The sequence below is a fragment of the Gemmata sp. genome (assembly GCF_051859125.1).
GTDB lineage: Bacteria > Planctomycetota > Planctomycetia > Gemmatales > Gemmataceae > Gemmata.
This window is the reverse complement of record NZ_JBHYGG010000016.1, coordinates 1-24549: the sequence shown is the minus strand read 5'-3', so window position 1 is coordinate 24549 and position 24549 is coordinate 1. Positions and strand designations below refer to the sequence as shown.

Genomic DNA, 24549 nt, shown 5'->3' with positions numbered 1-24549 from the left:
GAGCGCCGAGCGAGGGTTCACGTGGACCCTCGCTCGGCGCTCGGGCTCGGACCCGGACACCACGGTTCAGGTCGAGGGCGGGCCGGCGACCGGGCGGGCGCGGCGCCCCGCCGCCAATGCTCGCGGCGTATTGACTGAACCCGTGCGAGGTGCGATACCAGAACGACGCCCTTCGGCATCGAGGTCGGTTGTCCTCAGCCCCGCGACCGACCCGGTGCCGACGGGACCGTCTGATCCCACCCGCCCGGGGACCGACATGAGCGACGGAGACGCGCTGCTCGCGGCGATCATCGCCAACCCCGACGACGACACGCCGCGCCTGATCTACGCCGACTGGCTCGACGAGAACGGGCAGGCGGAACGTGCCGAATTCATCCGGCTACAGGTCGCCCGGGCTTGCGTAATGCGGGATTGGCCTGCAGGGCTGGCTCAACTCTTGTTGGATCGCTACGCCGACGAGTGGGCGAGGTTGGGTCGCGAAGCGGAACTGCTGGCTCGCAACTGGAATACCTGGGCCGAGCCGTTTGAGCTATGGGGACGCAAGAACATCTTCTTCCGACGTGGCTTTGTCGAGGAACTGACGTGTGCGCCGATGGAACTGATTGAGAACCACCTTCCACTGTTTCAGTTGAAGACTCCTCCCTCAGTAGTCACAATCGTCCCACAAGGCCCGGAGATCCCGCTGGCGGACCTGTTGTCCGTCCCCCACACGCCAACGTGTCGCCTCCAACTCAAGGGCTTCTACCCAAATCAGGGAGAACTTGAGCTGTTGACGCCGAACCCGCCCCAACTTGAGCGGCATCTGTGTCGAGGAAGTTGGTTAGTTCTCGTGGTACGGACCGATCAGGTGACTGAATTAGACACTGCTCGGCGGTTTCACATTGCAAAAAAGCGGAGCCGATGCGCTGTGCGGAAATTCGATCAAGTTGCAGGCTTCTCGGCTTGGTGCCCCGACCTAGCGAACTCGCACTCGACACCACGCTGGGTCTGGCTTGAGGACGGACAGGTGACTCGTCATCAAGCAGGCGTGGCAATACCGAATCTGATGCGGCCACGGTGATCCGGGCCTCACCCCGCCCGCCCCAAGATGTAGCGCCCTGGATCGACCTCCGTGCGCAGGATGCGGAGTTGCTCCTCGTTCGGCTCGACGGTCGTTGTCAGCGGGTCGCACGCCTCCAGCTCGAAGCCGGTCGCGGTCTGGACTTGCTCCAGAGTCCGGCCGGGGTGGAGGCTCTTGACGCGCATCCTTTTTGTCTCGGGGGCGAAGTCCAGCACGCACAGGTCGGTGATGACGCGGTGCGGGCCGGTGCCGGCCGGCAGGCCGGCCGCCTCGCGCGCGCCGGGGCCGGTCAGGTAGCCGGGGGTGGTGAGGAAGTCGAGCTTGGCCGCGAACTTCTTCGCGTCGTGCTTCATGACGATCAGCGTGCGCCAGCAGAACGACGCCAGGTCGTTCGCGCCGCCGCTGCCCGGCAGCCGCACCTTCGGCTTGTCGTGCGTGCCGCCGATGAACGTCGAGTTCAGGTTCCCGAACGGGTCGATCTGTGCGCCACTCAGGAACGTGTAGTCGACCATGCCGCGCTGGCAGAACTGCATCACGTCGGCCATCGACGTGGCCATCACCGCCCGGTGGAACGTGGTGCTGTCGCCGACGCTCACCGGCATCGTCGGCAGTTGCGGGGCCACGCCGCCGGCCTCGAACAGGATCACCAGGTTCGGCGCGTGGGTCCGCTGCGCGAGCATCGCCGCGGCGCACGGGAGCCCGGTGCCGACGGCGACGGTCTTGCCGTCCTCGAGTTCCCGGGCGGCACAGCAGATCATCAGTTCCATCGACGTGAACGGCATGGGGCCCCTCCCTCGCTCCGAGTTCGCGCTGACACACGCCGCTCGGTCGCCTATTCTTAACTGGATTCCGTCCGCCCGCAATCCTCACGAGACGCTGACACAGTGAGTACCGCTCCTGCCGTCCTGCCGGTCGCGCCCGTGCTGCCGCGCCCGAAGCTCGTGGTGTGGTTCCTGGCCACCCTCGTCGCCGTCCACCTGCTCGCGCTGACCGCGTTCACGCCCTACGTGTTCGCGTGGTGGGGCATCCCGCTGGTCCTCGTCGGGAACTTCATCTTCGGCTCGATGGGGATCAACCTCGGCTACCACCGGATGCTGACCCACAAGGCCGCGACGTTCCCGACCTTCCTCGAACGGCTCTGGGTGCTGTGCGGGGTGTGCAGCCTGGAGGGGTCGCCGCTGTGGTGGGTGTGCGTCCACCGCATCCACCACCAGCACAGCGACGACTCCGGCGACCCGCACACTCCCAGGGAGAGCTTCTTCTGGGGCCACATGCAGTGGATCTACACCGCCGACCCGCGGCAGCGGTCGCTGTCGACGTTCGAGAAGTACATCCCGGACCTGATGACCGACCCGTTCCTCCGCTGGCTCCACCGCGGGAACAAGTGGATCCTGGTGTACGTCGCCCACGCGCTGCTGATCGCCGCCGCGGGCTTCGGGCTCGGGTTCCTGATCGAGGACACGACCGAGGCGGCGGTGCAACTCGGCACGCAGGTGTTCGTGTGGGGCGTGCTGGTGCGGACGGTGTACGTGTGGCACATCACCTGGCTGGTGAACTCCGCGGCGCACCGGTGGGGCTACCGCAGCTACCAGACGTCGGACCGGAGCCGGAACAACGCGGTCGTGGCGCTGCTGACCAACGGCGAGGGCTGGCACAACAACCACCACGCGACCCCGCGGGCGTGCTCGCAGGGGCACCGCTGGTGGGAGGTCGACCTGACGTTCACCGCCGTGCGTGCGCTGCAACTCGTCGGCCTCGCGTGGGACGTGGTGCCCGTTAAGGTGCCGAAGCACATCGCCGGAAAGAAAGAGGAAACCGGGAGAGGGGGAGACAAGGAGACGGCAGACAAGACGGGAACGCCATGAGTGCCACCGTGGTCGAGGCGCCGCAGGAGTACGACGGCCCCGGGCCGAGCGTGTTCCTCGCCGGCGGCATCAGCGGGACGACCGACTGGCAGCAGCAGGTCGTCGGCCGACTCTCCGACGTGCCCGTCACGCTGCTGAACCCGCGGCGGGCGAACTACCCGTGGCACGACCCCAGCGCCGCGGCCGCGCAGATCGAGTGGGAGTTCCGGCACCTGCACCGGGCCACGGCGATCCTGTTCTGGTTCCCGCCCGAGACGCTCTGCCCCATCGCGCTGTTCGAACTCGGCGGCCGCGTCCAGGTCCGCGAGCAGGCGCTGTTCGTCGGCACCGACCCGGCCTACGCCCGCAAACTCGACGTCGAGATTCAACTCCGCCTCGCCCGCCCCGAGGTCCAGGTCACCACCAGCGTTTGGGATCTCGCCGAGCAGGTTCGTGGGTGGCTCGCGGCTCGCCAATCGGCGTGATCCGCGAATTGGCACGGGGCGTGCTTTATTCCATTTCGGCATGGCAACCCCTGACGGAATCGCAAGGTTCCGTTGGAGGCTTGGGCGGATGGGTCGCTGGGGGTGGTCCCCAGCGACCCATTCTTTTTTTTACGGGCACTTCCGCTCGCTCCGCACACCGCACCACAACCCTTTTGGGACGCACCCTCGACCGGCGCTGGTTCTCGACTGGTCACAAGCCTGCTTGCTCGCCAACCACGCTGATTGCTCGCCGGCCAGCCGGGACCGCCCGGGCGGGGCCACCGACCGGCCTTCGCGAAAGAAAATCGTTGAATGTTCCGGCCCCGGTCCCGACACTGTCCCAGGGTCCGAACCCGCCCGCCGCCTGCCCCCCTCACGAGACTCACACATGCTCCGCTCCCTCTCCGGCCTGGCGCTCGCGCTGGGCGTCGCCGCCGGCGTGCCCGCGTCGCGGGCCGACGACAAGAAGCCCGAGCCCGGCACCGTCGAGCTGTTCAACGGCAAGGACCTCACCGGCTGGGGGTACAAGACCAAGGACAAGTTCGAGGCGTTCGACGGCAAGACCGAGGCGTCCGACAAGCGGTACTCGGCCAAGGACGGGGTGCTCGTCGTGAACCCCGGCAAGGGCACCGCGCAGCTCTGGACCACCGAGAAGTTCGGGAAGGACTTCGAGCTGCGGCTGGAGTTCCGGGCGGCGGTGAACGCCGACAGCGGGCTGTTCGTCCGCGGCCCGCAGCTCCAGGTTCGGGACTACCTCGTCGCCGGGCCGTACAAGGAACTGAAGAAGTACAAGCCGCAGGACTGGAACGAGATCGTCGTCGTGGTGAAGGGCGAGGTCGCCCACTGCACCTGCAACGGCGAGGTGCTCAACGCGGCGATGAAGGTGCCGGCGACCGGCCCGATCGGCCTGGAGGCCGACCGCGACACGGTCGAGTACCGCAACATCCGCCTCAAGGAAATCAAGTAAGATCACCCCGGCGAGCCACGGGGTTCCCCCCCGTGGCTCGAACGTCAATCTCCCACCGAAAGGCAACTCCCATGCGTCTGCGCAACCCGCTCCTCGCCCTCGCCGCGTTCGCCCTCGCGGTCCCGACCGCGTGTGCGGCCGACGAGCCGCTCAAGAAGGCCGACAAGATCGTGTTCCTCGGCGACTCGATCACCCAGGGCGGCGTCGGCCCGAAGGGGTACGTCACCGTCATCAAGAACGCGCTCGCCGAGAAGCACAAGGACCTCGCGATCGAGGTGATCGGGGCCGGCATCAGCGGCAACAAGGTGCCCGACCTGCAGCGGCGGCTGGAGAAGGACGTTCTCGCGAAGAAGCCCACGGTCGTGGTCATCTACATCGGGATCAACGACGTGTGGCACGGCGAGAAGGACCCGGCCCGCGGCACCACGCCGGACAAGTTCGAGGCCGGGCTGAAGGAGATCATCGGCAAGATCCAGGAGACCAAGGCCCGCGTGATCCTCTGCACCCCGACGGTGATCGGCGAGAAGAAGAGCGGCACCAACGCCCTCGACGCCAAGCTCGACGAGTACGCGGAGATCAGCCGCAAGGTCGCGAAGGACACCGGCTCGCAACTGTGCGACCTGCGGAAGGCGTTCGCCGACCACCTCGCGAAGAACAACGCTGACGACAAGGAGAAGGGCGTCCTGACCGGCGACCGCGTCCACCTGAACGACGCCGGCAACAAGCTCGTCGCCGAGACCATCCTCGGCGTGCTGGACAAGTAACGCGGGAGAGTGTTTCTGTGTTGGGAGTGTTGGAGAGTGTTGCGGTTGGCTCAAGTTCGTCGCGGATCAGAGCCAACACTCTCAACACAGCAACACTCCCAACACTCTCCAACACCCAACACTCTCAGACACTCATTCCGCCTTCGCGGTCGCGGCGTACTCCTTGAGCGCCGCCTCGTGCTTCGCCAGGTCGGCCCGCAGCTCCTTCACCTTGGCCTGGCGCTTCTCGATCTCGGTCTCCTGGTCGTCGAACTTCTTGACGTACCGCTTGTACGCCTCGGACTCCTTCGGGGCGCGCTCGATGTTCTTGCGGATGCGGTCCTGGTCGTCGGCGATCTCCTTGAGCGCCGCGTGCTCGGCCGCGATCCCGCCCCGGGTGTCTTCGAGCTTGCCGCGGAGTTCGAGCAACTTCGCGAGCACCGCCCGCACCGCCGGCTTCGTCGCGTCCATCTTCGAGTAGTAGAGCAGCGTCTCGGTGTTCGCCCCGTCGAGCGCGTGCGCCTCGCCCGACTCCGACTCCTCGGTCACCTCCAGCGTCTCCCGCGCACCGGCCTTCACCGGCACCTCGAACCGCGTGAAGCTGCGCGTGACCTCGGCGGGCCGGACCGGGGTCACGAGCTTGCGGTCGCCGACCCGCGGGTGCTCGATGATGACCGTGCGGTCGCGGGCGTCGCGGTTGCGGATCACGTACTCGGTCCGCCACTTCCACCGCGTCTGCGCCGACACCTTCCCCGGCACCACCCTCACGACCTCGACAGTGCCCACCTTGGGCTTCTCCGTTGTCACGACCTCGGTGGCGAGGTCCACGGCGTAACTGATGAGCCGCTCCTCGTTCTTCTGGACGTCGGGGAGACGGGCGTCGCCCGCGAACGTGCCCGCGTCGTAGACCGCGACCGGCCCCTGGGCGAGCGGCGTCCCGGTGGCGTTCTTGACCCGCAGGCCGAGCAGCGGGTGCTTCGCCAGCACGGTCGGGTTGTAGATGCTCACCCGCGAGCCGGTCACCTCCTTGTCGAGGATCGGGACCAGCGCCGACTTCTGCCGCGGGAGCGTGACCGGGCCGTCGATCGCCACCTCGAACAGTTCCCCGCCCTCGGCGGCCGCGAGCGCCCCGCCCTGCTTGTCGAGCGGGTCGCGGATCGTCTTCGCCGCCGGACGGTCCGGGTCGGCCGCGGGCGGGACGGTGCCGCGGCTGCGGCCCAGGTACTCCTCGAACGTGAGCCGCTGGCCGTAGAGCGTGCGGACGTCGGGCCGGGGCACCCGCGGGAGGTACGGTGCCGGGTTCGCGAACCCGCCCTGGATGCCGAACTGCCCGCCCTGGTTGCCGAACTGCCCGCCCTGGAAGTTCCCGCCCTGGAAGTTCCCGCCCTGGAAGTTCCCGAACTGGCCGAGTTGGCCGCCGCCGACGCCCAGGCCGCCCGCCCCGAACCCGAGGTTCCCCTGGCCCGGGTTCACACCGGCGCCCATGCCCATGCCGGTCGGGTTCAGGTTCCCCTGGTACATCGGCGGGCGGAGCGACGCGAACAGTTCCGGCTCGACCGTCGGCCGCGGGACGAACAGCGGGTCGTACATGTCCATCTGGAACGTCATCGGGCGGCCGCTCACGAGCGACACCTTCACCTCCTTCCAGTCCTCGTCGGTCGTGTTCTCGATCGTCGCCCACGCCAGCAGCCGCACCGCCCCCTTCTCGTCGATCTTGAGCCGGTAGCTCGTCTTCCACAGCGGCGCCTCGGTGACGTACCCGACGGCGACCCGCCGCTTGCCGTTGCCGCCGAACGCCACGGACACGGTCTTCTTGTTGTCGCCCCGCGACGCGGCGAGCACCTCCAGCGCCTTCTTGAACTCGGCCTGGAGTTCCGGCCGCACGAACTTGAGCTTCTTCACCTGCTTGAGTTCGACCGTCTGGAGCCCGTCGTCGGTGAGCAGGTTGATCCTCTCGTCGGGCGCGGCCGCGGCCGCGGGGCCGGCCTGGGGCTTCTCGACGCTGACGATCTGCCCCGTGAGCGTGGTGCCGGACTTGTCCGCGACCTCGATCTTCTCGCCGCGGACCTGGTGCAGCAGTTGGCCCATGCTCGGGTTCTCGGTCACGTCCACCGCGAACCCCTTGAGGGCGTACTCGACCGGGAGCCGGTTGTCGTAGGTGACCGCCCTCGGCTTGCCGCCGCCGGCGTCGGTGAGGACGAGGCTCTTGAGCAGGTCGTTGACGTCGGCCTCGTCGAACCGCAGGTCCACGCGGGCGTCGCCGGTGACCTCGCCCTCGCGGTGGAAGTACCCGATGCCGGCGTTGAACAGGACGATCCGGGTGACGGGCAGGTCCGCGGCCGGCACCGCCTTGGCGTCGGCGGCCGCGGCCCTCGCGGGCATCTCGGGCTCGCCGCGAACGGCCGGGGCGAGGAACAGCAGCGCGCACGACAGCGCGCCGAGGGGGATCACGAACGGTCGCATGAGCGGCCTCGCGGGAAAGGGGCGGGCGGGACGAAGAGTGTAACGCCGCCCCGCCCCCGTCGTTGGCCGCCCGCGACGATCTTCACTCCAGCGGCGGGAGGATGTCGGGCTCGATCTGGTAGGCGTCGGCCAGCGCGTTGGTCGTGTTGAACAGCCCGACCACGGCCATCACCTCGCCCAGCGCCTCGACGCTCAGCCCGAGCTTGCGGACCGCGGCGGTGTGCGAGTTGACGCAATAGGCGCACCCGTTCGTCGCGCTCACGGCCAGCGCGATGATCTCGCGGGTCAGCGGGTCGAGCTTCGAGGTGCGGCCGGTCGCCTCGGGGTGCATGGTCGCCTTGAGCCGCGACCAGACGAGTTCGAGGTGGTCCGGGTTCGTCGCCAGGACGCGCCAGAGGTTCGGCACGAAGGTGATGTTCTTGGTCGCCTTGATGTCGGCGTAGACCGCGGCGACCGTGCCGGTGGCGGCCGCTTCCGGAACGGGCGCGACGGTGGCGATGCGTGGCGTGGACATGACGGCTCCTCGTCGGGACAGGGAGCAGAAAGTATAGCCCGGCGGGTGCGTGGGCCGCCCGGCCGCCGGAGGCCGCCCCCGATGAGGATGCTCCGGGCGAGAGAACGTTTGCACGTTCCTCCGGCGGGAAGTCCGGCGCAGACAGGGGTTACGGTGCTATGCTAGTGTCAGACCGTTGACCCGGTCGCCCTCGCCCCGTCGCCCGCGTTCGGTGGGTATCCATCTTTCCTCTCTGGGTTCCTATTATGCCTTCCCCACGGTCCCGAGCGTTCACGCTCATTGAGTTATTGGTGGTGATCGCCATCATCGCGATCCTCATCGGCCTGTTGCTGCCCGCGGTGCAGAAGGTCCGCGAGGCGGCCGCACGCACCCAGTGCTCGAACAAGATCAAGCAGCTCGCGCTGGCGATGCACGCGGCGCACGACGTGTACAGCCGGCTCCCGGCCGGGCAGGAGGTCGCCAACCTGACCGGGTCGTGCCCGGCGCAGTCGAACCCGTGGTCCGACGCCCGCACCCCGTGGAGCGTCGCGCTGCTGCCGTACATCGAGCAGGGCGCGCTGTTCGCGAAGTTCAACGAGAAGGCGAGCTTCGCCATCAACCGCGAGCACAACACCGGGGCCGTCAACTACGCGGCCCAGACGACCGTGATGCCGGGGTTCCACTGCCCGAGCGACCCGCGGATGGCCGGCACGAACTTCTCCAGCTACCTCGCGGTGGCCGGGGGCGGCGCGCCGACCGCGAGCGGGTGCGTGTCGGACAACTACGCCGAGTTCATCCTGTTCTCGAACGGGGTCTCGTTTCTGAACTCGCGGACCCGGTTCACCGACATCACGGACGGCACCACGAACACGTACCTGCTCGCCGAGAGCAAGTACATGGTCATCGACACCCGCTCGGACGGCGCGAACAAGCAGGGGTTCTGGTCGGCCGGCGCGTTCCTCCAGTCCACCTGGCGGTACTACACCAACATCACCGCGGCCGTGGACCCGATCAACAAGCCGTGCTGCGGGCTGGCCGACTACACGGGCTCCTCGGTCCGCTCGCACGAGGCCCCGGTGGGCCGCACGTTCGGGAGCTTCCACACCGGCGGGTGCAACGCGGCGATGTGCGACGGGAGCGTCCGGTTCCTGCCCAACTCGCTCGACCTGAACGTCCACCGCCAGCTCGGCGCGGCGGCCGACGGCCTCCCGGCCGGGGGGGCCCCGTGACCCACCTCCGAATGCTCGCGGGTGCCCTCGCGCTCGCCGCGGCCGGGTGCGGGTCGAAGCCGGTCCCGGTCTCGGGCACGGTCACCCGCAACGGCGCGCCGCTGCCGGCCGGCTACGTCACGTTCGAGCCCGACGCGGGCGCCGGCACCACCGGCCCCGGCGCGACGGCCCCGGTCGAGAACGGCGCGTTCGCGCTGCCGCCCGATCACGCCGTCGTTCCCGGGACGTACCGCGTGCGGGTCGGCCCGCCGATGCTCGGCTCCGGGTCCGACAAGGCGCTGGCGGCCACGGCGTTCAAGCCGTGGGAGACGACTGCCGAGGTTCCGCCCGGCGGCAGCACGCTGGCGTTCGACGTGCCCGCGAAGCCGTAGCCCGGTGCGGTTCGCGTTGGCACGCCCGAGCGGGGCCGGTAGAATCCGTCGGTTGCTCCACCGCCCCGCGGAGGTCACCCGATGGTACCCGGCCTGCTCGTCGCGCTCGCACTCGCGGCCCCGCCGGTCGATCCGTCGGGGCCGCGGCTCCCGACGGCGGGCGACGCTCACAAGGACGCAGTCACGAAGTTCGGCCTCGCGGTGTGGAACGCCCGCCGCGAGCGGCTCCTCACCTCCGCCGCGCAGCTCGAAGCGGCCGCCAGGGCCGACCCCGACGCCACCGCCCCGCTCCGCGAACTCGTCCGCACCTACACCCAACTCGGCCGCGAGCCCGAGGCGATCCGCGTCGCGCGGCAGGTGCTCGCCCGCGACCCGCGGGACGTGGACATCGCGCACGCGCTGGCGAAGTTGCTGTTCGACGCGGGCGACCCAAAGGGGGCCGTCGCCGCCGCGAAACTCGCGACCGAGGGGCCGCTGCCGGCGGGCCGCGCCGACAAGGCCGTCGCAATCTACCGCGACCTCGCCACGCTCTGCGAGAAGGCGGACGACCCGGCCGGCGCCGAGGCCGCGCTCCGCAGGGCCGTCGAGTGGCTCACCGACCGGCGCAGGGAAGTGATCGCGGCCGGCGGGTTCTCGCCCCGCGGGGCCGACACCGCCGCCGCCGAGTGCCTCGAACGGCTCGGCAAGGTGCGGACCCGGCTCCGCAAGTTCGACGAGGCGGCCGAGGCGTTCGCGGCGGCCGCGAAGCTCTACGCCGACCCGCTGCGGGCGAACGACTCCGCGTCGGCCGCCCTGCTCGCGTGGCACCTCTCGGGCGTGCTTCAAGCGAAGGGCGAGTTCGACGGCGCGCTCAAGCACCTCGAACAGTTCCTCAAGCTGCGGCCGGTGTCGCCCGACCCGTACGCCCGGCTCGCCGCCCTGCTCCGCGACGCCGGCCGCGACGCCGACATCGCCCCGGCGCTCCGCCGCCTGCTCGACGCGGACCCGAAGAACCGGCCGCTCGAAGCGGTCCTCGCGGCCGAACTCGCGCGCCGGCACCAGACCCGCGGCGAGGCCGACGCCCGGTTCAAAGCGCTCATGGCCGCGACCAACGACCCGAAGGTCGTCGAGGTCGTCGTCCGGTCGCACCTGGAGCTGAACCGCCCCCGCGAGGTCGTCGCCGAGTTGGACCGCGCGTTCGGCGTGCTCAAGGACAAGGACAAGACCGACAAGCCGGTGGACCCGGTCGAACTCGCCGCGGCGCGCGAGTTCGCGGCGGAGAAGGCGCGGGCCGTGGCCGCGGTGGTCCGCGACGACCGGGCCGCGGTGGTCGCGCTGCTCGGGGCCGCGGCCGCCGACGCCGAGACCGGCACGAAGCGGACCCACGGCGTCCACTACTTCCTCGGCCAACTCGCGGCCCGCCAGCGGGAACTCGAACTGGCCGCGTTCCACTTCCAGGCGGCCGTGCGCAACGCGAACCGGGAGACCGTCGGCGACGCCTACGGGGCGCTGCTCACGGTGCTGACCGCGGCCCGCAAGCCGGCCGACGTCGCCCGGGTGTGCCGCGAGGCGCTCCAGGCCATTGAGAACTCGAACCTGCCGCTCGCCCCGCACTACTTCAACTACTACCTCTCGGGCGCGCTCGCGGACCTGGGCGAAGAAGAGAAGGCGCTCGCGGCCGCCGACCTCTGCATTCAGCAGACGGCCGACGGCGACCGCCTCACCGTCCGCGTCCACAAGGTCCACGTGCTCCGCGCCCTCGGGAAGTGGGACGCCGCGATCGACCTCGGCAAGAAGCTCCTCGACGAGTTCCCGGCGCGGGCCGACCGCGCCGGCGTGCGGTACGCGCTGGCGGGGGCGTACTGGGGCGCGAAGAAGGCCGCCGAGGCCGAGGCCGAGTTGCGGGCGATCCTCGACGCCGACCCGGACCACGCCGCCGCCGCGAACGACCTCGGGTTCCACCTCGCCGACCAGGGGCGCGACCTGCCCGAGGCCGAGCGGCTCGTGCGGCACGCGGTCGCCGCGGACCGGCTCGCCCGCCGCAAGGCCGGCGACGCCGAGCCCGAGAGCGCCGCGTACCTCGACAGCCTCGGCTGGGTGCTGTTCCGCCGCGGGCAGCACGCCGAGGCCCGGGTCGAGCTGGAACGCGCCGCAGCGCTGGCGTCGGGCGCGGCCGACCCGGTCGTGTGGGACCACCTGGGCGACGTGCTGTTCCGCCTCGGGGACAGGGCCAAGGCGCGGGCCGCGTGGGAGCGCAGCGTCGAACTGAGCGAAGCCGAGACCCGGGCCGGTGTCCGCGCCCGCCGCGACGGCCGCCTCGACGAGGTGAAGCGCAAGCTCAAGCGCGTCCCGTGAAGCAGACGAGCAAGAGGGAGAACGCCATGACCGCTGGCACAATCAGTCCGCCACTTGGACAGTCGCCGGCCCCCGCTGCGGGGGCCGCCGCACCGCCCGCCGCCCCAACCGCTGGCTGGACCCCCCATCGCTGGACGCTCGAAAGCTACCGCGAACTCTACAAGACGGGCTTATTCACTGACAAAAAGACCATGCTCGTCAACGGGGTGCTGTACGTCATGACGATGCCCAACCCCCCGCACGACGTGGTGATGACGCTCGCGTTCGACTACCTGCGTCCGAACTGCCCCGCCGGGCACTACGTTCGCAACCAACAGGGTTTCGACATCGGCACCGAGACCGACCCCGGCCCCGATCTCGCAATCGTTGCGGGGGCCGCCCGCGATTACGCGGCACGCACGCCCACAACGGCCATCCTGATCGTGGAAGTGAGTGATTCGACCCTGTTCTTCGACACGACCACGAAGGCCGAACTGTACGCCACCGCGAAGGTGCCGGAATACTGGGTGATCGACATCCAGCACCGGCAACTTCACGTCTTCACCGACCCGGTGACGCTGCCGACGGGTCTCGGCGCGACCGTGTACCGCACGCACGTCGTCCACGGCGAGACCGACACCGTTGCCCCGCTCGCCGCACCGACCGCAACCGTCCGCGTCGCCGAGTTGCTGCCGTGACCGCGAGGGCCGAGCGATGACCGAGGAAGAATGGTTGCACACCAAGTCAGACTTGCGAGAAATGGTCGGCTGTCTCGATGACGGCAACGGGGTTAGCCGGCGGAAGCTGGCTCTCTTGGCTGTCGCATTTTGTCACCGACTATGGCATCTGATGTCAGACCATAGGAGCCGAGCCGCGGTCGAATACACTCAGTCCCTCGCCGACGACCCAGAAGACCTTGGGCAACACTGGCCCCGAACACTTCGCCGCTCTGCTCCAGAAGATGCGTGTTATGAAGCTCCGCTTGGAGTTCTCAAAGGTGCTGCTGAACTTGCTTACGAGGTTTCAGGCTTTCTCCGTTGGGGAACTTCTGAACCCGGGAGGGTTCTCGACTTAGCCGAACTTGGCCGTCGCACGGTTGCGGCAGACCGAAGCGGTCAGTCGGGCACCCCTGATCAGGAAATTGCTGCTCATTCTGGTCTGGTTCGCGACATCTTCGGGAACCCGTTCCGCCCCGTTGCGTTCGCGCCCGAGTGGCGCACGTCCACGGCCGTCGCGCTGGCGCAGCAGATGTACGAGGCGCGGGATTTCTCCGCGATGCCGATTCTCGCCGATGCGCCCCAGGACGCCGGCTGCGACAGCGCCGAGGTCCTCGATCACTGCCGCGGGGCGGGGCCGCACGTCCGCGGGTGCTGGGTCGTCGATATGCTGTTGGGGAAGGAGTGACCTTCCCCCGCCGGTGGAGTTGTCGTGTCCGACCCGTCGCCACCGCCCGCACCCCCGACGACCGAACTCGCCGAGGTCGCCGGCGGTTTCATCCACGAGATCAAGAACCGCGTCAACGCGCTGTCGCTGAACGTCCAGCTCCTCGCCGAGGACTTCGAGACCCCGGAGACGCCCCGCGAGCGCCGCGCCGTCCGCCGCATCGAGCGGCTCCAGGGCGAGTGCCAGAAGCTCGTCGACCTCGCGTCCGACTTCATGCGGTTCGCCCGAGCACAGACGATCGATCCCGAGGCCACCCCGCTCGACACCGTCGTCTCCCGCGTGGTCGACTTCCTCTCGCCGACCGCCCGCCAACAGAAGGTCGAGATCACCTGGTACCCCGCGGCCGACCTGCCCACGGTGAGCCTCGACCGCGACCTGTTCGAACTGTGCCTGCTGAACCTGATGCTCAACGCCGAGCAGGCGATGCCCGACGGCGGCACGCTCACGCTCATTGGGCGGCTCGAACGGGCCGCCGACCGCGACTGGGTGTGCCTCGACGTCATCGACACCGGCCAGGGCATCGCGGCCGACCAGCTCCCGAAGCTGTTCCGCCCGTTCCACACGACGAAGGCGAACGGCCACGGCCTCGGGCTGGCGACGACGCGGAAGATCGTGCTCGCCCACGGCGGCACCATCGACGTGCAGAGCGAACCCGGCCGCGGCACGAAGTTCACCATCCGCCTGCCGGCGACCCCAGGCGCGTGAGTGCGGTGGGGCAGGCATTCTTGCCTGCCTCGTGAGGCAGACGGAGGCAGACAGGAATGTCTGCCCCACCAGAGACAGACCCGAGGAGACCCATGAGTTCGTCCCGCCCCGTCGCTCTGATCACCGGCGCGAGTGCCGGCATCGGCCGGGAGATCGCCCGGATCCTCGCCGCGGACCATGACCTGATCCTCTCGGCGCGTCGCGAGCCCGAGCTGCGCGCCCTCGCCGCGGAACTCGCGCCGGCGACGTGTCGTGTCGTCACCGCCGACCTGTCCGAGCCCACCGGGCCGCGGAAGCTGTTCGACGCGGTCGCCGCCGCGGGGCTGGAGATCGACGTACTGGTGAACAACGCCGGGTTCGGCGACCTCGGGCCGTTCGCGGACGCGGACCTCGCGAAGATGCTCCGCATGATCCAGGTGAACGTCGCCTCACTCACCGAACTCACCGGCTTGTTCGTGCCGGGGCTGCGGGCGAGGGGCCGCGGGCGCGTCCTGAACGTCGGGTCGGTCGCCGGGTTCCAGCCGGGTCCGTTCATGGCGGTGTACTACGCGACCAAGGCGTTCGTGAACTCGTTCTCCGCGGCGCTGGCGAACGAACTCGAGGGGACCGGGGTGACGGTGACGTGCCTGTGCCCGGGGCCAACGGTCAGCGAGTTCGCGACGGTCGCCGGGGTGCAGTCGCTGAGCCAGTTCGAGCCGGGGACCGCCGCGGCCACGCGCCCCGTAGCGGAGGCCGGCGTGCGGGCGATGCGCCGCGGCCAATCGCTCGTCGTCACGGGGTTCAAGAACAAGCTGCTGATCTTCGCGGAGCGGTTCCTTCCGCGGGGGGTCGTGATCCGCGCCGTGCGGTCGCTTCAAGATAAGAGACGGGGGAAGGCTTGAGAGAGCGCGGCTGCATGAGATGACGTGACGGGTGAGAAACGATCGCGGTTGCCCCTCACCCGCGGCCCGCAGCGCCGGGTCGCGCCCTCGCCCCGTGCATACGGACAGAGGTCGCCGCGCTTCGCGGCGGGTGGGGGGAGACCACGTTAACCTCGCGCCCACCACCGCACCCACTTCGACTTTACCACTCAGATCCCGGCGGTTGCGAGCGGGATGGTGACGGCGTCGAGCGCCTCGCTGGCTCGGGTGCGGACCTCCTCGTTCTGGTCGGCGGTCGCCTCGCGGAGCGCGGCGATCACCGCGTCGTCCTGCGGGGCGATCTTGGCGATGAGCGTCGTGACGCGGGCGCGGAGTTCGGGGTCCGGGTAGCGGAACCCGACGAGCAGCCCCGGGATGGCGAGCCCGCCGATCCGCTTCAGGGTGGTGGCGACCACCACGCGGGTCCGCGTCTCCGGGTCGCCGAGCATCGGCACGAGGGCGGGCACGGCGCTGGCCGACGACGGGCCGAACCGCCCGAGCGACCCGGCGGCGTCGCGGCGGACGCTCGGGTCCGGGTCGCGCAGCGCGGTCGTGAGCGCCTGGATCGCGGGCAGGGCGTAGACGCCGAAGTCGCCCAGCGCGCGGGCCGCGCGCCGGCGGACGCGGGACGACGGGTCGCGCAGCGCGTTCACCAGGCCGGTCACGCGGCGGGCCGGGGCCACGGGCAACTCGGCCAGCGCCACCACGGCGAGTTCCCGGACCTGCGGGTTCGGGTTCGATTGCGCGTCGAGGAGGACGTCCAGGGCCAACCCCGTCTGGGCGTCCGGGAGACCGTGCACGAGGATCGTGAACACCAGCTTGTGCATCACCTGCGGTGACAGCGGTTCCATGAGCTTCGGCGAGGTTGGGCGTATGACGGGCACCGGGCCGATAATGATGGGCGGTGGCGAGTCCGTCGGAATGAGGTCACCCCTGGAATCTAGGGCGCGTTTCTGGTCACCACGCACCCACTGTCCGATTTCTCCAGCACAATCGCTGCGGACCGGTCTCGGGGGCGGCGAAATTACCGGGACGGAGTAATTTCACACCCCGAGCAGAGCTGGAAATCGGCTGCTCCGACATGTTTCGGCTGGGGCGGGAGATCAACCCGCGCCCCATCTGACCCGGACCGCAATCCTCATTCGGAGATCCCGAGGTCGCCCGGGAGCCGCCGCCACGCGCTGTGGATGTGGTTCGCGGGGTTCTTCGCGGCGTCGGCCTGAACGTTGAGGAACTCGACCACGAACTCGGGGGCGTACACGCGGTACGTGTACGGCTTGCCCGGCTCCGTACTCCCCCAGTACGCGAAGAACAGCTTGTCGGCCGGGGTGTCCTTGGCCCGCTTGGTCTCGGCCGCGGCGAGGTCCTCGGGCATCCGCTCGGTGTAGGCGTCGAGGAGCTTCTGGAGCGTCGCCTTCTGCTCGGCGGTCAGCTTGTCGGAGGTGACCCCGACCGGGTCGCCGACGCCGGCCTTCGGCTGCCCCTCCTTGATCTCGCCGAACTCCTTCGGCTGCTCGGCCGCCTTCTTCTGGTCGGCGGAGAGCGACTTGATGAGGGCGCGGGCGTGGTCCTCGATCCCCGGCAGCGGCCGCAGCCCCTTCTTCGGGCCGTCCTTGACCTCGGCCGGGTTCGACGCGACCAAGAGCGGCGTGGCCGAGACCACCTCGCCCTTGTCGAGCGTGTAGTTCACCGACAGGTGGTGCCCCTCGAACCGCCAGCCCCACTTGCCGGTCGCCGACGGGTCGCCGAACACGCTGACGAAGTACCACCCGGGGTTCCGGGTCATGGCCCCCTTCGAGCCTTCGAGTTCGAGGAGCAGGTTCTCCAGGCCGATGATCGTGGTCGCGGTCTCGTACCCCTTCTCCGAGAGCCCGGTGCGGAGCAGCGCCATCGCGGCGGCCTTCTGCTCGGCGGCCATCTCCTCGAGCCGCGCGCCCTTGCGGGTGAACTTCTTTTCCTTGTCCTGCTGCGGGGTGAAGTACCACTTGAGGCGGTGCGGGTCGTCGAAGGCGAAGCTGGCCCGGGCCCTCACCTCGGCGGGCGCGGCGGCGAGGAACTTGGTCGCGGCCTGCTGCATCCGGCCGGCGGACGTCTTCGGGGTCTCCTCGCCCACGAGGGCGACGGCCGCGAACGCGGCGGCGGTGAGGGTGAGGGCGGCGAGGCGCATGCGGATCATGTGCGGGGGTCTCCGTGCCGCGGGCGGTCGCCGCGCCGGCATGGGGGGAGCGGGTCGTCGGGTCACGAGCACTCTGAGGATACGCGACCGGTTCGCAAATGGGAAGCGCCGGGTGCGAGTTCCGAATACCACCGCGGCCCGGACCGGGGTATGATGGGGGTACTCTCCGCAACGCCGGGAGGTGCCTCGGATGGTGACGCGGAACCAGCACGACGGGGGCAGTTCGAGCGGGTGGTGGGACGGCCTGCCGGCCGCGGTCAAGGCGCGGGTCCAGCGGCCCGCCCCGGCCCCCGACCCGCCGGCCCCGCTCCCGCCCGAGCCGGTGCCGTACCGGCCGACGGTGGTGTACGACCTGACGCGGCTCGCTGTCCTGTTCCTGGCGGTGGCGCTGGCGAACCTGCTGTTCCTGCTGGTGGCCCTGTCGTTCCTCTCGGGCCGCGAGCCGTTCGGACACTGACACAGGAAAGCACGAAATTCGAAGCACGAAATCCGAAAGCAAGACACCCAACGCCGGGGTCTTCGTTTCGGATTTCGTGCTTCGAGTTTCGTGCTTATCGTGAAGTCACCGCCACCGCACCACGAACCCGACCTTCCCCAGCACCTCGAACTCGCGCTCGGCGACGCCCCGCGCCTCGAGCGCGTCGAGCAGGTCGTGCGCGTCGCTCAGGCTCGCGACGACGCGCTCGTTCCACGCGGGCGGCTTCGGGATGGCCGCTCCCCCGGTGATCTCGACCGGCCCGAGCGGGGCGGCCGATTTGGTCGCGGTCGGTGCGTCGCACTCGGCGGGCTTGACGGCGAGCAGAAGGGCGGCGGCGGCGGCACCGCCAGCGGCAAGGAGGGTGAACATGGTGGGCAATCCCCTCGGGTCGGTCCGGCGCGTCGTGCGCCCGGCACGATTCTAAACCACCTTCCCCCGCGGGTGTCAAAAAATTCCGGACGCGCCAACCGGTGCGTCAGGAAGAACTTCACGGCCGAGTACGGGCCGTCGCGGTCGGGCGGGTTGTGCTGCGGTGGGGCAGGCATTCTTGCCTGCCTCCGGTCACGCGACGAGGCGGGCAGGAATGCCTGCCCCACCAATGAATGTCACCCGGCGTCGCGGGCGATCAGGTCGTTGACCCGCTTCGCGAACGCGACCGGGTCCGGGACCGACGACCCCTCGGCGATCAGCGACTGCTCGTACAGCAGCCTGGCGTACCCCCCGAGCCGCGGGTCGGCGGCGTTGGCGGCGTGGCGGTCCCTGAGCGCCACGACGGCGGCGTTCGCGGGGTTCAGCTCCAGCACCCGCTTGTTCGCGCCGGTGTCGCGGCCCATCTTCTCCATCATCCGCTCGAGGTGGGCGTTGACCGCGCCGCCGTCGGCGACGAGGCACGCGGCGCTCTCGGTGAGCCGCGTCGTGAGCCGCACGTCGGCGACCTCGGGGAGCTGCCCCTTGAGGTACGCGAGCACCCCGGCGAACTGCTCCTTCGCCTCCGCGGGCACCTCGTCGCCGGTCGCGGTGTCGCCACGGTCCGCCGCCTTGAGTTGCTTCCCCTTGTACGTGCCGAGGCTCGGCAGGGTGAACTCGTCCACCGGGTCGGTGAGGAGCAGCACGTCGCGGCCCTTGGCCCGGAACGCTTCGAGGTACGGCGACTTCCGCAACTGCTCCGCGGTCTCGCCGGTGAGGTAGTAGATGTCGGTCTGGTCGGCCGGCATCTTGGCGGCGTAGTCGGCGAGCGTGGTGAACTTCCCGGCCTCGGTGCCCGCACTCTCGAACAGCAGCAGGTCGGCGATCTTCTCGCGGTTCGCCCAGTCGCGGCTCAGCCCCTCCTTGAGCGTCGGGCCGAACCCCTTGTAGAACGCGAGGTACTTGTCGTATTCGATGTTCTTCATGCCCGCGAGCGTGTCGAGCACGTTCTTGACGACGCTCTTCTGGATCGCGTCGAGCAGCGGGTTCTGCTGGAGCAGCTCGCGGGACACGTTGAGCGGCAGGTCGGCCGAGTCGACGACCCCCTTCACGAACCGCAGGTACGGCGGGAGCACCTGCTCGCACCGCTCCATGATGAGGACGCGCTGGACGTACAGCCGCAGCCCGGCGACCGGCTCCTGCCAGTCGAACGCGAACGGCTTGGTCGCGGGCACGAACGCGAGCACGCGGAACTCGGTCTTCCCCTCGGCCGCGTAGTGGATGACCTCGGCCGGCGGCTCGGCGTCGTGCGACAGCGACTTGTAGAACTCGGCGTACTCCTCGGGCTTCACCTCGCTCTTGCTGCGGAGCCAGATCGCCTTGCGGCTGTTGAGCGTCTCCTCGGTGACCTCCTTCTTGCCGTCGACCTCCTTCTCGGAGTCCATGACGACCGGGAACTCGAGGAAGTCGGAGAACTTCCGCACGAGGCCGCGGAGGTGGTACGGTTCGAGGAACTCCTTCGCGTCGTCCTTCAGGTGCAGGGTGATGTCGGTGCCGCGGGTCGGCTTCTCGGTCGCTTCGAGGGTGTACTGGCCCTGCCCGTCGGACACCCACCGGGTGCCGTCGCCCGGCGCGCTGCCGAGCGGCCGCGTGACGACCGTGACCGTGTCGGCGACCATGAACGCGGAGTAGAACCCGACGCCGAACTGGCCGATGAGGCCGGGCGTCTCGGCGGCCTTGCCGGCCTGCTTGGCCGCTTCGAGGAACGCCTTGGTGCCGGACTGCGCGACGGTGCCCAGGTTCTCGATCACCTCGGCCCGCGACATGCCGACGCCGTTGTCGGAGATGGTGAGCGTGTTCTTCTCGGCGTCCGGGGTGAGCTTGATCTTCCAGTCGGTGTTGCCCTCCATCTTGTCGGCGTTGGAGAGCGAGTCGAACCGCACCTTGTTGATCGCGTCCGACGCGTTCGAGATCAGTTCGCGGAGGAAGATCTCGCGGTCGGAGTACAGCGAGTGCGTGATGAGGTGGAGGAGTTGCTTGAGTTCGGCCTTGAATTCGAGCGTTTCTGCCATGTCGGAGAGTCTCCGTGGGGAACCGGGGGCACGTGCCGTTATTGTAGGGGCGTGGGCCGCCGTTCGGCCGCGCCCGGCTGGGCCGGACCACGGAACACGCTCCGCATCTCGGCTGTCGCAACCGTCGCGCGTCGCGGCGAGTGAGGGGCGGCCACGCGGGCCGGGCGCCCGCTGCGCCGCGCCACCCCGGTCCGTCACTTCCCCCGCAGCTTGCCGGCCACCCACCCGGCGGCGTCGGCCGGTGACATCGCCCTGTCACCGGTCGCGCGGTTCTGCGCGTCGACCGGCGCGTCGTACGTCACCGGCTTGCCGAGCAGCGGTGCGAGCGTCGCGGCCTGAACCGGCGACGGGACGACCGCGTCGTGCGGGGCGTACAGGTACGCGCTGCCGGAGAACGTCTCGGCCGGGTCGAGGCCGCCGCGGGCGTACGCCGCGACGACGCCGTCCTCGAACAGGCCCAGCAGCAGCGCGAGGCTCGCGCCGCCGGGCTCGCTGATCGCGGGGCCGTCCGCGTCGAGCGGCACCGCGAGCCTCGCGTCGGGCGGGTTGACACGCGCGAACGAGTCGCCCCACACCGCGAGCCGCGAACCGTCGATGCCGTCGCGGGCCGCGAGCCAGCGGGTCACGGTTCGCAGGTCGCGGAGCTGCGCGCCCAACACCGGCTGGCCGAGGATCAGGTTGGCCTGCGAGACCGACGTCCGCGAACTCCCGCGGCCCGCTCCGTCGCCCGTCCGCGTCTCGCCGGTCCCGCGGACGTCCACGAGGCACACCGCGACCCCGGCCTTGAGGAGCGCCGCCAGTGCCTCGCTTCGCTCCTTCAGAAACGCCTGCTTCCCGGCCTGCGAGACCACGACGACCGCGGGCACCGGTCCCTTCGCATCCTTCGGCGTGATCAGCAGCAGCGGAACGGTGATCCCGGCGTCTGTCTCAAGTGCGAAGCGCGCGAGTGTGCCGCAAGGAACGTCATCCGTCGCGCCGGCAACCACCTTCGGGTTTGTGAGCGGCTCGATGTTGCCGAGCGCGCCGGCCCACAGCTTGCGGAGCGCCTCGCGGCGCTCGCCTTGGTTTGCGGGGAGCTTCGCGAGCGCGGCCGTGCGGCGCTGCACGGCAAGCTCGGCGATCACCTCGCGGACCGGCCGCGGCTTCAACTCGGCCCGCGCCTCGTCGGTCCAGCACATCAGCTCGTCGCTCGTGCGGCGCGTGCTGTACTCGACCGGCACCGGCATCCCGAACCACTCCTTGAGCAGCGGGTAAATGCCGGCACGGTGGACCGGGCCGATGTGCGTGCAGTGCGTGTTCTCCGGGCCGCCCGGCCCCTTCACGCTCCCCTTGCCGTGAACGGGAACGAGGCCCGCCCTCGCGTCGTAGAAGCCGAACACTTTCTGGAGCCGCTGCCACGAAGGGTCGCGGTCGGCGCTCCAGGTGAACTCGTGCCCGTAGATCACTTTTCGCGGCGCGACGCTGCCGACGATCGCGAAGTGGGCGAACCCGTCGCGCGCCCCGAACCGCAGCCCGCGGGTGCTCTCCCAGTAGGCGTCGCCGAACCACGCGAAGTCGCGGTCCGGGTTCTCGGCCACCGCCGACTCGGGCTGCCACCCGCCGAAGTTGAACGGGGCCACGCACGCGATCCGGGGGTCCAGCGCCGCCGTGACCCCCGCCGGGTCGCCGCCCCCCGCCACCGCCCCCAGGAGGATGATGCGCTCGCGGTCGGTGCCGGGTTGCTTCAACAGCACGTCGACGCCCCGCATCAGGTCCCAGACCATCCAGCCCATGAGGCCGTCGCCGATCGCCGTGAGTTGCAGGTTCGAGTTGTACCGGAAGTAGTAGTCCTGGCGGCCGGCGCGGAACGGCTTGTCGAAGTCCTTGTCGGTGCGGAAGTCGTGCTGGCGGCGCTCGCCGTACCCGAACGCGTCCGGCACCAGCACCGCGGCCCCGGATCGCGCCCACGTCATTCCCATGTCCTGGAGTTCGCCGTTCGTCTTGGCCGTGTGGTGCGCCGTCGAGATCAGGACGCCCGGCATCTTCGCGACCGGCTTCGCGGGGAGGTACAGGTTGGCCGACACCCACACGCCGGGCCGTGACTCGTACAGCACGTTGTGAATCCGATAGCCGTCGCCGGCGAGTTCGCGGGTCACCTGCACTCGGATGTCTTTGGGCGCTTCGGGGAACGTGCCGAGCGACGCACGAAGGGCCGCGGTGCGGGCGCCGCGGTACGCCTCCCACTGCGCCTTCGTGCCTACGGCCGCGAACGCCTTCGACTCGCGGAGGTTGGCCTCCTGCGTCCGCGCCCGTGCGTCCGCGGTCATCATTCTCGGCAGGTCCTTGGCCCGCGGGTCGTCACTCGGGAAGACGCCGGGGTCGACGTCCTTGAAGTCGGCGGCGACCGCCGCGAGCGCGAGCGCGGCGAGCAGCGTGCGAATTTGCGTCATGGCGGCACCCGGATCGGCCTCTTGTGCTGGTGGCACAGGCCTCTGGCCTGTGTTGGCGCGCACAGGTCAGAGGCCTGTGTCACCGACCCCTCGCGGAACAACGCCAACGGCTTCGTGTCTGGGAACGCGGCGGGCGGGATTCGGATGGTACGCGGCCCGGTGCGTGCGGGCGAGCGGATTCGGGTTCCCAACGGTTTGGGCAATCGGCCAAAGCGGACCCGCTCCTTCCGCTTCTGCGCCTTGTTCGCGGCGGCCGCGTGTGTTCCAATACCGGTGCAGGTCTGCCAGCCTGTGCCCGCCCGCGACCGTCCCGCCCCCGCGCCTCCTCCCGCCTCGCGAGACCCCGCAATGCTCGCCGTCCACACCTCCGCTGCCCAGCCGAACCGCCGCCGGTTCCTCACCGTGGGTGGGCTCGCCCTCGGCGGCCTGTCGCTGTCGTCGCTCTGCGCCGCACGCGCCGCGTCGCCGGCCCTCGAAACCGGGAAGTCGGTCATCTTCCTGTTCCAGCAGGGCGGCCCGAGCCAGTTCGAGACGTTCGACCCGAAGCCCGACGAACCCGTCGAGATCCGCACCGTTGGCGGCGTCATCAAGACGGCCCTGCCCGGCGTGGTGTTCGGCGAGACGATGGAGCAGCTCGCGGCGCGGGCCGACAAGTTCACCGTTGTGCGGTCGTTCGCGACCGGCAACGGCGGGCACAACATCCAGCCCCTCGTCGGGCCGGACACGCAGAGCGCGAACATCGGCTCGCTGTACTCGTCGGTCGTCGGCGCGACGCACCCGGTCACCGCGACGCCGACGAACGCCGTCGTGTTCCCGCAGGCGGTGTGCAAGGACGTGGCGAAGGGCCAGGGCCGCGGCGACTTCGCGCAGACCGGTGCCGTCGGCGCGGCCTACGCCCCGTTCATCCCCGGCGAGGGCGGCCAGCTCCAGAAGGACCTGCGGCTGAACCTCGCCCCCGACCGGTTCAAGGACCGCCGCGCGCTGCTCTCGGGGTTCGACGACCTCCGCGAGGGCGTCGAGGGCGACTCGCAGCTCCGCGACTTCGACCGCGGCCAGCGGCAGGCGTGCGAGGTGCTCGTGAGCGGGGCCGTTGCCAGCGCGCTCGACCTGAGCCGCGAGGACCCGAAGGTGCTCGCGAAGTACGACACGGCCAAGTACGCCGCGAAGCACAACTGGGAGAAGTCGGCCCGCGGCAAGCGGGGGTACTACACCGGGCACGCGAAGTCGGTGGGCAAGGCGCTGCTGCTCGCGCGGCGGCTGTGCGAGGCCGGGTGCGGGTTCGTGACGGTCCACACCGGGTACGAGGGCGTGTGGGACATGCACGCCGACGGCAACAACCTGAACGTGAAGGACGGCATGGAGGCGGTCGGCCGCGCGTTCGACCACGCGGTCGCGGCGTTCATCGACGACCTGGAGGCCCGCGGGCTGTCCGACAAGATCCTGCTCGTGGCGACCGGCGAGATGGGCCGCACCCCGCGGCTCAACAAGACCGGCGGCCGCGACCACTGGGCCAAGCTCGCGCCGCTGCTGCTCTACGGCGGCGGCGCGGCCCGCGGGAAGGTGATCGGCCGCTCGACCCGCGACGGCGGCGAGCCCGCGTCCGACCCGGTCGGCGCGCCGAACCTGATCTCGACGATCCTGCACACCACTTTCGACATGGGCCAGGTGCGGCTCAAGCCGGCGCTGAGCGCGATCTCGCGGCTCGGCGAGCCGAACCCCATCCCGGGGGCGCTCGGGGGATGACCCAAAGAGTGATGATCCGCAGACGGACACAGATTTGCAGACCGAGGACAGGTCGTAGCTCGGCCCCCTCACCCGCGACTCGCAGAGCCTCGTCGCGACCTCTCCCCCGAGACCGGGGGCGAGGTGTTGCCCCTGCGCCTCTCGCCAGCGGTGCGGGGCGGCGAGCGGAGCGCGGTACCGGGGAGCCCCACCTCGCCCCCGGTCTCGGGGGAGAGGTCGCCGCGCTTCGCG

The 24549-nt window shown here is 70.0% G+C and carries 22 protein-coding genes; 14 read left to right on the top strand and 8 right to left on the bottom strand.

From position 1 onward, the window contains the following. Window positions 1-256 precede the first annotated feature (256 nt). Window positions 257-1060 (top strand): TIGR02996 domain-containing protein, encoded by an 804-nt coding sequence (locus tag ACTIGN_RS02935; protein WP_439621151.1) that lies wholly within the window; start codon window positions 257-259, stop codon window positions 1058-1060. Between the two features lie 8 nt (window positions 1061-1068). Here the strand turns inward: ACTIGN_RS02935 and ACTIGN_RS02930 are convergent, their stop codons facing one another. Then, window positions 1069-1842, bottom strand: a complete 774-nt coding sequence (locus ACTIGN_RS02930) for a CoA-transferase subunit beta (RefSeq protein ID WP_439621149.1) — start codon at window positions 1840-1842, stop codon at window positions 1069-1071. A gap of 102 nt (window positions 1843-1944) precedes the next feature. Between ACTIGN_RS02930 and ACTIGN_RS02925 the strand changes: the two genes are divergently transcribed. The 4 genes from ACTIGN_RS02925 (at window position 1945) to ACTIGN_RS02910 (ending at window position 5120) form a co-directional block, all read left to right on the top strand. Then, window positions 1945-2925 carry an acyl-CoA desaturase gene (locus ACTIGN_RS02925; RefSeq protein ID WP_439621147.1) on the top strand — a complete coding sequence of 327 codons (981 nt, stop codon included), beginning with the start codon at window positions 1945-1947 and terminating at the stop codon, window positions 2923-2925. Further along, window positions 2922-3389, top strand: coding sequence for a nucleoside 2-deoxyribosyltransferase domain-containing protein (locus tag ACTIGN_RS02920; protein WP_439621145.1), 468 nt, complete (start codon window positions 2922-2924; stop codon window positions 3387-3389). Before ACTIGN_RS02925 ends, ACTIGN_RS02920 begins: the two co-directional genes overlap by 4 nt. Window positions 3390-3777: 388 nt before the next feature. Next, a complete protein-coding gene (locus ACTIGN_RS02915; RefSeq protein WP_439621143.1) occupies window positions 3778-4356 on the top strand; it encodes a 3-keto-disaccharide hydrolase in 579 nt (192 codons plus the stop codon). Window positions 4357-4427: 71 nt separating this feature from the next. Beyond that, window positions 4428-5120, top strand: coding sequence for an SGNH/GDSL hydrolase family protein (locus ACTIGN_RS02910; RefSeq protein WP_439621141.1), 693 nt, complete (start codon window positions 4428-4430; stop codon window positions 5118-5120). Window positions 5121-5252: 132 nt separating this feature from the next. On the opposite strand, the gene ACTIGN_RS02905 is transcribed toward ACTIGN_RS02910, so the two are convergent. Further along, complete coding sequence (locus tag ACTIGN_RS02905; RefSeq protein WP_439621139.1) at window positions 5253-7562, bottom strand: DUF4139 domain-containing protein; 2310 nt, start codon at window positions 7560-7562, stop codon at window positions 5253-5255. An 82-nt stretch (window positions 7563-7644) separates the two neighbouring features. After that, window positions 7645-8061: a carboxymuconolactone decarboxylase family protein gene (locus tag ACTIGN_RS02900; protein ID WP_439621153.1), complete on the bottom strand. Its 417-nt coding sequence runs from the start codon at window positions 8059-8061 to the stop codon at window positions 7645-7647. Window positions 8062-8321: 260 nt separating this feature from the next. Between ACTIGN_RS02900 and ACTIGN_RS02895 the strand changes: the two genes are divergently transcribed. From ACTIGN_RS02895 to ACTIGN_RS02865, 7 genes are all read left to right on the top strand, one after another. After that, window positions 8322-9284 (top strand): DUF1559 domain-containing protein, encoded by a 963-nt coding sequence (locus ACTIGN_RS02895; protein ID WP_439621137.1) that lies wholly within the window; start codon window positions 8322-8324, stop codon window positions 9282-9284. Then, complete coding sequence (locus tag ACTIGN_RS02890) at window positions 9281-9655, top strand: hypothetical protein (RefSeq protein WP_439621135.1); 375 nt, start codon at window positions 9281-9283, stop codon at window positions 9653-9655. Before ACTIGN_RS02895 ends, ACTIGN_RS02890 begins: the two co-directional genes overlap by 4 nt. An 81-nt stretch (window positions 9656-9736) precedes the next feature. After that, a complete protein-coding gene (locus ACTIGN_RS02885; RefSeq protein ID WP_439621133.1) occupies window positions 9737-11989 on the top strand; it encodes a tetratricopeptide repeat protein in 2253 nt (750 codons plus the stop codon). Window positions 11990-12015: 26 nt separating this feature from the next. After that, a complete protein-coding gene (locus ACTIGN_RS02880) occupies window positions 12016-12666 on the top strand; it encodes a Uma2 family endonuclease (protein ID WP_439621131.1) in 651 nt (216 codons plus the stop codon). Window positions 12667-13243: 577 nt separating this feature from the next. After that, complete coding sequence (locus ACTIGN_RS02875; RefSeq protein WP_439621129.1) at window positions 13244-13372, top strand: hypothetical protein; 129 nt, start codon at window positions 13244-13246, stop codon at window positions 13370-13372. A 24-nt stretch (window positions 13373-13396) separates the two neighbouring features. After that, window positions 13397-14116, top strand: a complete 720-nt coding sequence (locus tag ACTIGN_RS02870) for a two-component system sensor histidine kinase NtrB (protein WP_439621127.1) — start codon at window positions 13397-13399, stop codon at window positions 14114-14116. Between the two features lie 92 nt (window positions 14117-14208). Then, on the top strand, window positions 14209-14997 hold the full coding sequence (locus ACTIGN_RS02865; RefSeq protein WP_439621125.1) for an SDR family NAD(P)-dependent oxidoreductase: 789 nt from the start codon (window positions 14209-14211) through the stop codon (window positions 14995-14997). Window positions 14998-15185: 188 nt separating this feature from the next. On the opposite strand, the gene ACTIGN_RS02860 is transcribed toward ACTIGN_RS02865, so the two are convergent. Both ACTIGN_RS02860 and ACTIGN_RS02855 read right to left on the bottom strand, forming a co-directional pair. After that, the gene (locus tag ACTIGN_RS02860; RefSeq protein WP_439621123.1) at window positions 15186-15866 is read right to left on the bottom strand and encodes a HEAT repeat domain-containing protein; all 681 of its coding nucleotides are present in this window, start codon (window positions 15864-15866) and stop codon (window positions 15186-15188) included. A gap of 287 nt (window positions 15867-16153) precedes the next feature. Then, complete coding sequence (locus tag ACTIGN_RS02855; RefSeq protein WP_439621121.1) at window positions 16154-17191, bottom strand: DUF3500 domain-containing protein; 1038 nt, start codon at window positions 17189-17191, stop codon at window positions 16154-16156. A gap of 190 nt (window positions 17192-17381) precedes the next feature. Here ACTIGN_RS02855 and ACTIGN_RS02850 point away from each other — a divergent pair, with 190 nt between their 5' ends. Beyond that, a complete protein-coding gene (locus ACTIGN_RS02850) occupies window positions 17382-17648 on the top strand; it encodes a hypothetical protein (protein ID WP_439621119.1) in 267 nt (88 codons plus the stop codon). 105 nt (window positions 17649-17753) lie between these two features. Here the strand turns inward: ACTIGN_RS02850 and ACTIGN_RS02845 are convergent, their stop codons facing one another. From ACTIGN_RS02845 to ACTIGN_RS02835, 3 genes are all read right to left on the bottom strand, one after another. After that, a complete protein-coding gene (locus ACTIGN_RS02845; RefSeq protein WP_439621117.1) occupies window positions 17754-18038 on the bottom strand; it encodes a hypothetical protein in 285 nt (94 codons plus the stop codon). 236 nt (window positions 18039-18274) lie between these two features. Continuing rightward, on the bottom strand, window positions 18275-20146 hold the full coding sequence (htpG, locus tag ACTIGN_RS02840; protein ID WP_439621115.1) for a molecular chaperone HtpG: 1872 nt from the start codon (window positions 20144-20146) through the stop codon (window positions 18275-18277). 194 nt (window positions 20147-20340) lie between these two features. Next, entirely contained in the window at window positions 20341-22575 is a 2235-nt protein-coding gene (locus tag ACTIGN_RS02835; RefSeq protein WP_439621113.1) for a hypothetical protein, read from the bottom strand. Window positions 22576-22923: 348 nt separating this feature from the next. Here ACTIGN_RS02835 and ACTIGN_RS02830 point away from each other — a divergent pair, with 348 nt between their 5' ends. Next, window positions 22924-24318: a DUF1501 domain-containing protein gene (locus ACTIGN_RS02830; protein WP_439621111.1), complete on the top strand. Its 1395-nt coding sequence runs from the start codon at window positions 22924-22926 to the stop codon at window positions 24316-24318. The last annotated feature ends 231 nt before the right edge of the window (window positions 24319-24549 follow it).